The sequence below is a fragment of the Mesorhizobium sp. M1006 genome, assembly GCF_040318825.1.
Taxonomy (GTDB): Bacteria; Pseudomonadota; Alphaproteobacteria; order Rhizobiales; family Rhizobiaceae; genus Mesorhizobium.
On sequence record NZ_JAMYMZ010000010.1, the window covers coordinates 198,354 to 206,455 of the forward strand.

The following is an 8,102-nucleotide window of genomic DNA, read 5'->3' on the forward strand; positions in this document are numbered from 1 at the left end:
CGGCCGTTCAGAGTGATTGCCTCTAGGCCGGCGCGCCGGCGACCGATCCCCTGACCACCAGGTCGACCGGCCAGACTTCGCCGCGAGCGCCCTCCTCCAGGCCGGAAATCCGCGCCGCCAGCCGTTCGGCGATGCGCGCGCCGGCGAGGCGGATCGACGAACGCGTCGTCGACAATGGCACCGAAAAATTTTCCGGCTTCAGCCAGGGAAAGACGTCGTCATGGGCGATCAGCGACAGGTCGCCCGGAATGGTCAGGCCGAGATCGCGCACCGCGCGCACCACGCCGAGCGCCATGATCAGGCTGGAGCAGGCGATCGCCGTCGGCGCGTCGCTTTGTTCCAGCAAGCGCCGGGCGGCGCGATAGCCGTTCTCCTCGGTCATGGTCAGCGAACAGACATGCTGATCACGAAGCACCAGGCCGCTCGCCGCAAGCGCGCGGCGCACGCCGCGCTCGCGATGAATGGCGAAGGTCTCGCGATCGTCGCCGTTGATCAGCGCCAGACGCCTGTGACCGAGCTGAACGAGTAGCCGTGCCGCCTCGTGGAAGGCGCCCTCATTGTCGATGTCGGTGAACGGATAGTCGAAATCGAAGCCTTCGCTGCGGCCATGGACGATGAAGGGAATGCCGAGCGTGTTGACGAGTGCCACCCGCCGGTCGGCCGGCCTCGGCGACGAGATATAGACCGCGTCGACCTGCCGGTTGGCGACAATGCGGCGGTAGGTCGTCTCCTGGTCGTCGGCATCGGCCGGTGACAGCACCAGGTCGAGCTCATGCGATCGCGCATAGTCGCCGAGGCCGGACAGGAACTCGACGAAATGCGGGTCGATGTCGACGGTCGTCCCCGTCGGCAGCACATAGCCGATCATGCCGGTCTTGCCGGTCGCCAGCCGACGCGCGCTCGGATTGGGGCGATAGCCGTGACGCTTGGCGGCATCGACCACCCGCCGGCGCGTTTCCTCGTTGACTTCCGGGTAGCCGTTCAATGCGCGGCTCACCGTAGTCTGCGAAAGCGCCAGCATGTGGGAGAGCTGCTTGAGGTTCACCGGAGGCCTCCAAACCTCAAAGCGCTTTTAATCTGAATCGAGCTGGCCGCTATGAACCGCCTTGCCGAGCGCAATGACCATACGCACGGTTCGGACCGGTTTGAAGCCGAATTTGCTGCTGCACCGCCAGAAAACTGTGCTGCAGCGCACTTTCGCTGGCACTCGACCGCAGAAATTAAATCATTAATCTGGCTTTCTCTTGACTCCGGATCAATTCAGTGGCGAGATCAAAATCACCAAAGCGCTTTGGAAGACTCCACGAAAGGTTGCAGTTCCTTTCCGACTGAGTCACAGTCCTGCAGCGCCGGCGGACGGAATGGAGGTTTCGTTCGGTGTTTGTCACCACTGGGAGGGAATACCGATGAAGAAAATGCTTCTGCTGGGCGCTGCGTTTGCCACGCTTGCGCTCGCCATGCCGGCGCAAGCCGAACTGAAGTTCAAGCCGGGCGAAGATCCCCGTTTCAACTGGGCGAACTACGAAGAGCTCAAGAAAGTCGACCTCAAGGGCGAGACGCTGACGATCTTCGGGCCGTGGCGCGGCGAGGACGAAGGGCTTATCCGCACCGTCCTCGATTACTTCTCCGAAGCCACCGGCGCCGAGATCAAGTACTCCTCGTCGGAGAATTACGAGCAGCAGATCGTCATCGACACGCAGGCCGGCAGCCCGCCCAACATTGCCGTGCTGCCGCAGCCGGGCCTGATCCAGGATCTAGCATCGAAGGGCCTTTTGACGCCGCTCGGCGACGACACGGCCAACTGGGTCAAGGACAATTACGGCGCCGGCCAATCCTGGGTCGATCTCGGCACGTTCAAGGACAAGGACGGCAAGCCCGGCTTCTTCGCCTTTCCGTATAAGGCCGACGTGAAGTCGCTGGTCTGGTACTCGCCGGACAATTTCGAGGAAGCCGGCTACAAGGTGCCGAAGACGCAGGAAGAGCTTGCCGAGCTCGAAAAGAAGATCATCGCCGACGGCGGCACGCCATGGTGCATCGGGCTTGGTTCGGGCGGCGCCACCGGCTGGCCGGCGACCGACTGGGTCGAAGACATCATGCTGCGTACCCAGACGCCCGAGACCTACGACAAATGGGTGAAGAACGAAATTCCGTTCAACGATCCGGCAGTGGTCAACGCCATCGACATTTTCGGCAAGATCGCCACCGACGACAAGATGGTCGAGGGCGGCGCCAAGGCGGTTGCGGCGACCGATTTCCGTGACAGCCCGAAGGGCCTCTTCTCGGTGCCGCCGAAATGTTATCTGCACCATCAGGCATCGTTCATCCCGACCTTCTTCCCGCAAGGCACCAAGATGGGCGAGGATGCCGACTTCTTCTACTTCCCGCCTTACGCTTCCAAGCCCGAGCTCGGCACTCCGGTGCTCGGCGCCGGCACGCTCGCCATGATCACCAAAGACAGCAAGAGTGCCCGCGCGTTCATCGAATTCCTGAAGCTGCCGCTCGCTCATGAGATCTGGATGGCGCAGGGCGGCTTCGTGACGCCGTTCAAGTCGGTCAACAAGGACGCCTATGCCAGCGACGCGCTGAAGAAGCAGGGCGAGATCCTGGCCAACGCCTCGACCTTCCGCTTCGACGGGTCCGACCTGATGCCGGGCAAGATCGGCGCCGGTGCGTTCTGGACCGGCATGATCGACCTGGTCGGCGGCAAGTCCGCCCAGGACGTCGCCACCGACATCCAGAAAAGCTGGGACGCGATCAAGTAAGCGGCCGGCTTGAGTTCCAAATGTGATGTGGTCCGGGCCTCAAACGGCCCGGACCTTATCCGGTGCTTGGCGTCGCGTCGATTGTCGTGAGCACAACGCATTCCGGCATGACGCGCGCCCAGTGACCTGCTTTCCGGCTGGTCGCGCTCCAGACAACTGAATCGGCGCATGATCCCGTCGCCAAAGCCATTCTCGACTGGCGGATCCGTGCGCAGGGGGAGGGACCCATGGCGGCTCAGATTTTCTCGGCGATATTCGTCATCATCATCGGCGTGGGCGGCTGCGTCGCCTATTTCTGGGGCGCCAACAAGGCACTCGACACGATCTTTCCGGCACGCGGCGTTTCCGGCAAGGCGGCGATCAACAATCTGCGCCGGCAGGGGGTGATCCGACCCTGGCTGTTCGTCGGCCCGGCGATGATCATCCTCACGATCTACCTGATCTACCCGGTAGTGGAGACGCTGAGGCTGTCGTTCCTCGATCGCGGCGGCGCCCATTTCGTCGGCTTGGCCAACTATCAATGGGCGTTCGGCGACCGCGAGTTCCGCAACTCGATCCTCAACAACATCATCTGGCTGGCGGTGGTGCCGGCCGCCTGCACCTTCCTCGGGCTGATCATCGCCGTGCTCACCGACAAGATCTGGTGGGGCACCATCGCAAAAAGCCTGATCTTCCTGCCGCTCGCCATCTCGTTCGTCGGCGCCAGCGTCATCTGGAAATTCATCTACGAATATCGCGGCGAGGGCCAGACGCAGATCGGCCTGCTCAATGCCATCATCCAGTATTTCGGCGGCCAGCCGCAGGTCTGGATCTCGCTGCCGTACTGGAACAACTTCTTCCTGATGGTCATCCTGATCTGGATCCAGACCGGCTTTGCCATGGTCATCCTGTCGTCGGCCTTGCGCGGCATTCCGGAAGAGACGCTGGAAGCCGCCGTCATCGACGGCGCCAACCCTTTCCAGATCTTCTGGAAGATCATGGTGCCGCAGATCTGGGGCACCATCGCCGTCGTCTGGACCACCATCACCATCCTGGTGCTGAAGGTTTTCGACATCGTGCTGACCATGACCAACGGCCAGTGGAACAGCCAGGTGCTGGCCAATCTGATGTTCGACTGGATGTTCCGCGGCGGCGGCGATTTTGGCCGCGGCGCCACCATCGCCATCATCATCATGATAGCGGTCATTCCGATCATGGTCTGGAACATCCGCCAGGCAAACAAAGAGACGGAAGGGCATTGAGATGGCCGTGGCGACCGGAAAGTCCTTTGTCAGCCGTTTCGGCGTCCATATCGCCGTCTTCATCTTCGTTGCGATCTGGACGATCCCGACGCTCGGCATTCTGGTCTCGTCGCTGCGCGACAAGGACCAGATCATCGCTTCGGGCTGGTGGAACTCGTTCACCAGTTCCAGCCAGACGGAGGCCGGACGGCTGCCGCCCGCCTCGGCGCAAGTCGAGAAGGACGGCAAGTTCATCCTGCAAGGCAATATTTTCGGCGACGGTCCGGCCCGCAACATCAGCGCCTTCGGCGTCAAGTCGGCAGCGCCGACGCAATATCCCGCCGGCACGACAGCCGATCTCGGCGACGGCGTGACCCTGCAGCTCAATGCCGACGGCAGTTTCGTCATGACCTCGCCGAAGGCTTTCGAAGGCGAGCGCGGCCAGCGCGTCTATTACGCCTCGTCGGCGCCGCCGAAATTCACCACCGACAATTACGACACGGTGCTGTTTTCGGAGGGCATCGGCCGCTCCTTCATGAACTCGCTGACCGTCACCATTCCGGCGACCGTCATCCCGATCCTGATCGCCGCGTTCGCCGCTTACGCGCTGGCCTGGATGCGCTTTCCCGGCCGGGCGCTGCTCATCGCCGTCATCATCGGCCTCCTGGTCGTGCCGCTGCAGATGTCGCTGATCCCGCTATTGAAGCTCTATAACGGCGTCGGCAGCTTCTTCGGCGTGCCGTCGAAGACCTATCTCGGCATCTGGCTGGCGCATACCGGCTTCGGCCTGCCTTTCGCCATCTATCTTCTGAGGAGCTATATCGCCGGCCTACCACGCGAGATCATGGAGTCGGCGCGCATCGACGGCGCCAGCGATTTCGAGATCTTCGTCAAGATCGTGCTGCCATTGTCGTTCCCGGTGCTGGCCTCGTTCGCCATCTTCCAGTTTCTCTGGGTGTGGAACGATCTGCTGGTGGCGATGGTTTTCCTTGGTACGGAGGGCGACCAGATCGTGCTTACCGCCAAGCTCAATGCGTTGCTCGGCTCGCGCGGCGGCGACTGGGAGATCCTGACGACATCGGCCTTCGTCACCATCATCGTGCCGCTGATCGTGTTCTTCTCGCTGCAGCGCTATTTCGTCCGCGGGCTGCTTGCCGGCTCGGTGAAAGGAGGTTGAGATCATGCAATCCGCTTTGAAGGCCACCCCGAAGCCAGATCTCGCTATAGATCGCGACTGGTGGCGAGGTGCCGTGATCTACCAGATCTACCCGCGCAGCTATCAGGATTCGAACGGCGACGGCATCGGCGACCTCAGGGGCATGATCAGCCGGCTGGCCTACATCGCCTCGCTCGGTGTCGACGCCATCTGGATCTCGCCATTCTTCAAATCGCCGATGAAGGATTTTGGCTACGACGTGTCGGATTATTGCGATGTCGATCCGATGTTCGGCACGCTGGCCGACTTCGACGCGCTGACCGCAGAGGCGCATCGGCTTGGCCTCAAGGTGATGATCGATGAGGTGCTCTCGCACACCGCCGACATCCATCCCTGGTTCAAGGAGAGCCGCTCGAGCCGCAGCAATCCAAAAGCCGACTGGTATGTCTGGGCGGATGCCAAGCCGGACGGCACGCCGCCCAACAACTGGCTGTCGATCTTCGGCGGCTCGGCCTGGCAGTGGGACACCAGCCGCCAGCAATATTACCTGCATAATTTCCTGGCCGAGCAGCCCGACCTCAATTTCCACAGCCGCGCGGTCCAGGACGCGCTGCTCGACGTCACCCGCTTCTGGCTGGAGCGCGGCGTCGACGGCTTCCGCCTCGATACCATCAATTTCTATTTCCACAGCCAAGGCCTGGAAGACAATCCGCCGCTGCCGCCCGAGCAGCGAAACGACCAGACGGCGCCGGCCGTCAACCCCTACAACTACCAGGACCATCTCTACGACAAGAGCCGGCCTGAAAACCTCGGCTTCCTCGAACGCTTCCGCGCCTTGCTCGACGAATATCCGGCGACGGCCGCGGTTGGCGAGGTCGGCGATTCGCAGCGTGGGCTGGAAGTGGTGGCGGCCTATACGGCCGGCGGCAAGCGCGTGCATATGTGTTACTCCTTCGACTTCCTGGCGCCGGAGAAGATCAGCGCGGCAAAGGTACGCTCGGTGCTGGAAACCTTCGGCAAGGTGGCCAGCGACGGCTGGTCGTGCTGGGCCTTCTCCAACCATGACGTGATGCGTCCCGCCTCGCGCTGGGCAGCCGGCGAGCCCGACCCGACCGCCTACCTCAAGGTCATCTCGGCGCTGCTGATGTCGTTGCGCGGCTCGGTCTGTATCTATCAGGGCGAGGAGCTCGGGCTCAGCGAGGCCGAGCTCAGCTTCGAGGATCTGCAGGACCCATACGGCATCCGCTTCTGGCCTGAATTCAAGGGCCGCGACGGCTGCCGTACGCCGATGGTTTGGGACGGCGCTGCCCGCAATGGCGGCTTCTCGACGGCAAAGCCCTGGCTGCCGGTGCCCAGCAAGCACCTTGCGCAAGCCGTCAATGTGCAGCAAGGCGACGACGGCTCGCTGCTCGAGCACTACCGGCGCTTCCTGGCTTTCCGCCGCGCCCATCCGGCACTGGCCAAGGGTGATATCGAGTTCATCGAAAGCGAGGGCGACACCGTCGCCTTCACCCGCCGTGAAGGCAACGAGCAGATCGTCTGCGCCTTCAATCTCGGAGCAAAGCCTGCCGAAGTCGATCTTGGCGGCCGCTCATTGCAGCCCTTGCCGGGACACGGGTTTTCGGGACAGACTGGCGCCGGCACTATCCGCCTCGGCGGCTACGGCGCCTGGTTCGGGCGTATCGACTGAATTCAAGGAAGAACTGGAGGGTACCATGGCCGATGTCAAGCTAAGGCAAGTGAGGAAATCATATGGCAATCTCAACATTCTGCACGGCGTCGACCTCGACATAAAGTCGGGCGAATTCATCGTCTTCGTCGGTCCCTCGGGTTGCGGCAAGTCGACCTTGCTGCGCTGCATCGCCGGGCTGGAGGAGATCACCTCGGGCGAGCTCAAGATTGACGGCGAGGTCGTCAACGACGTGCCGCCGTCAAAGCGCGGCATCGCCATGGTGTTCCAGTCCTATGCGCTTTATCCGCACATGACCGTCTACGACAACATGGCCTTCTCGATGAAGATCGGCAAGGAAAGCAAGGCCGAGATCGACAAGCGGGTGCGCCAGGCGGCCGAGATCCTGCAGCTGACCAAATATCTCGACCGCCTGCCCAAGGCGATGTCGGGCGGCCAGCGCCAGCGCGTCGCCATCGGTCGCGCCATCGTGCGCAATCCCAAGGTCTTCCTGTTCGACGAGCCGCTATCCAACCTCGACGCGGCGCTGCGCGTCGCCACCCGCATCGAGATCGCCAAGCTCAAGGAGTCGATGCCGGCCACGACGATGATCTACGTCACCCACGACCAGGTCGAGGCGATGACGCTGGCCGACCGCATCGTCGTGCTGAAGGAAGGCCATATCGAACAGGTCGGCACGCCGATGGAGCTCTACAAGCGGCCCGGCAATCTGTTCGTCGCCCAGTTCATCGGCTCGCCGGCGATGAACATCCTGCCGGCGACGATCGACAAGACCGGCAACCCGACGGTCGTCAGCCATGTCGGCGGCCGCAAGGCAACGGTGCCGATCGCAACGCCTGCGTCGGCGAAAGGCGCAGCGGTGAGCTTCGGGGTGAGGCCGGAGGATCTGATGATTGCCACCGGCGCCGACTATTTGTTCGAAGGGACGGTCGATTACGTCGAGCAGCTCGGCGAGGTCCAGCTCGTCTATGTCGACATCGGCCGCGCCGACCTGCCGCTGGTGACCAAGCTGCCGGGCAATGTCGAGATCAAGCGCGGAGCGACACTGCGGCTGACGGCGGACGCCGGAGACCTGCATATTTTCGACGCGGACGGGCGCTCTTTCGCGCTCCATGAAGCAGAAGCAAAGGCGGCTTGAAGCAGGCGTTCTTCCGCCATGCAAGAGACAAGAGCGGGGGGGCGTGACCACCGCGGGTTGGTGTGTATGAAGGGAGGCGCAAATAAACGGGGTTCGTTTTAACGGCAGACCCCCCCCCCGGAAGAGATTGTTTTTT

General features: G+C 62.5%; 6 protein-coding genes. 5 read left to right on the forward strand and 1 reads right to left on the reverse strand.

Translation table 11 applies throughout. From position 1 onward, the window contains the following. Nucleotides 1–22: 22 nt before the first annotated feature. Nucleotides 23–1,045 carry a substrate-binding domain-containing protein gene (locus tag NKH60_RS12775; protein WP_031213013.1) on the reverse strand — a complete coding sequence of 341 codons (1,023 nt, stop codon included), beginning with the start codon at nucleotides 1,043–1,045 and terminating at the stop codon, nucleotides 23–25. Nucleotides 1,046–1,406: 361 nt separating this feature from the next. Here NKH60_RS12775 and NKH60_RS12780 point away from each other — a divergent pair, with 361 nt between their 5' ends. The 5 genes from NKH60_RS12780 (at nucleotide 1,407) to NKH60_RS12800 (ending at nucleotide 7,966) form a co-directional block, all read left to right on the forward strand. After that, on the forward strand, nucleotides 1,407–2,762 hold the full coding sequence (locus tag NKH60_RS12780; RefSeq protein ID WP_352681550.1) for an ABC transporter substrate-binding protein: 1,356 nt from the start codon (nucleotides 1,407–1,409) through the stop codon (nucleotides 2,760–2,762). Nucleotides 2,763–2,989: 227 nt separating this feature from the next. After that, on the forward strand, nucleotides 2,990–4,003 hold the full coding sequence (locus tag NKH60_RS12785) for a carbohydrate ABC transporter permease (protein ID WP_352872337.1): 1,014 nt from the start codon (nucleotides 2,990–2,992) through the stop codon (nucleotides 4,001–4,003). 1 nt (nucleotide 4,004) lies between these two features. Continuing rightward, the gene (locus NKH60_RS12790; RefSeq protein WP_352767362.1) at nucleotides 4,005–5,159 is read left to right on the forward strand and encodes a carbohydrate ABC transporter permease; all 1,155 of its coding nucleotides are present in this window, start codon (nucleotides 4,005–4,007) and stop codon (nucleotides 5,157–5,159) included. Between the two features lie 4 nt (nucleotides 5,160–5,163). After that, nucleotides 5,164–6,828 carry a beta-galactosidase BglA gene (bglA, locus tag NKH60_RS12795; RefSeq protein WP_352454765.1) on the forward strand — a complete coding sequence of 555 codons (1,665 nt, stop codon included), beginning with the start codon at nucleotides 5,164–5,166 and terminating at the stop codon, nucleotides 6,826–6,828. 25 nt (nucleotides 6,829–6,853) lie between these two features. After that, nucleotides 6,854–7,966 carry an ABC transporter ATP-binding protein gene (locus tag NKH60_RS12800; RefSeq protein ID WP_352872339.1) on the forward strand — a complete coding sequence of 371 codons (1,113 nt, stop codon included), beginning with the start codon at nucleotides 6,854–6,856 and terminating at the stop codon, nucleotides 7,964–7,966. Nucleotides 7,967–8,102 lie beyond the last annotated feature (136 nt).

Bases quoted from the DNA above. Each gene is read 5' to 3' on its own strand.
- NKH60_RS12780 (WP_352681550.1), top strand. From the start codon at position 1,407: ATGAAGAAAATGCTTCTGCTGGGCGCTGCGTTTGCCACGCTTGCGCTC.
- NKH60_RS12785 (WP_352872337.1), top strand. From the start codon at position 2,990: ATGGCGGCTCAGATTTTCTCGGCGATATTCGTCATCATCATCGGCGTG.
- NKH60_RS12790 (WP_352767362.1), top strand. From the start codon at position 4,005: ATGGCCGTGGCGACCGGAAAGTCCTTTGTCAGCCGTTTCGGCGTCCAT.
- bglA (WP_352454765.1), top strand. From the start codon at position 5,164: ATGCAATCCGCTTTGAAGGCCACCCCGAAGCCAGATCTCGCTATAGAT.
- NKH60_RS12800 (WP_352872339.1), top strand. From the start codon at position 6,854: ATGGCCGATGTCAAGCTAAGGCAAGTGAGGAAATCATATGGCAATCTC.